This window comes from Vibrio sp. 1641 (genome assembly GCF_033339995.1).
Taxonomy (GTDB): Bacteria; Pseudomonadota; Gammaproteobacteria; order Enterobacterales; family Vibrionaceae; genus Vibrio; species Vibrio alginolyticus.
Map to the genome: position 1 here is coordinate 1 of NZ_JAWOVP010000126.1, position 776 is coordinate 776.

The 776-nt window shown below is 46.4% G+C and carries 1 protein-coding gene; it reads left to right on the forward strand.

Going from position 1 to position 776, the window contains the following annotated elements; translation table 11 throughout:
* On the forward strand, positions 1-776 hold a 776-nt coding region (gene lhgO / locus R7Z47_RS24580), incomplete at both ends, for an L-2-hydroxyglutarate oxidase (RefSeq protein ID WP_318130727.1).

The window sequence follows — 776 nt, forward strand, 5'->3', positions numbered from 1 at the left end:
TATTTTATTGGTTGAGAAAGAGTCTGGTTTTGCTAAGCATCAAACCGGGCATAACAGCGGCGTTATCCACGCGGGTGTGTATTATGCGCCGGGCAGTTTAAAAGCCGACTTTTGCAAACGAGGCGTAGAAAAAACGCTCTCGTTTTGCTCTCAGCATAATATTCCGGTCGAAAACTGCGGAAAGTTGTTGGTTGCAACTAACGAGCAAGAAGTCGAACGAATGAACGCCCTTTATGAACGCTGTCACGTCAACGGGATTGATGTGGAATTGCTTGATGAAGCGCAGCTCAAGTTGGCGGAGCCGAATATCACAGGGTTGGGCGCGATTTACGTGAAAACCACCAGTATTGTTGATTACCGCTTGGTAACAGAGCATATGGCACAGGAGTTCCAAGGTTTAGGTGGTCATATTAGCTTGAGAACCAAGGTGGTTGCCGCCGATGAGAAAGATGAAGAAGTACAACTGACTTGCGTTTCCGATGGACAATCTATGCAGCTGAACTGCAAGTTTCTAGTCACTTGCAGTGGATTGATGGCCGATCGGATGACAAAAATGATGGGCATTCCGACCGATTTTCAAATCGTGCCTTATCGCGGTGAATACTACCGATTAGACAGTAAGCATAACCAAGTGGTGAATCACTTAATCTACCCAATTCCAGATCCAGATTTGCCATTTTTGGGGGTGCACTTGACTCGTATGATTGATGGTTCTGTGACGGTTGGTCCAAATGCCGTTCAGGGTTGGAAGCGAGAAGGGTATGGAAAAGTGAACT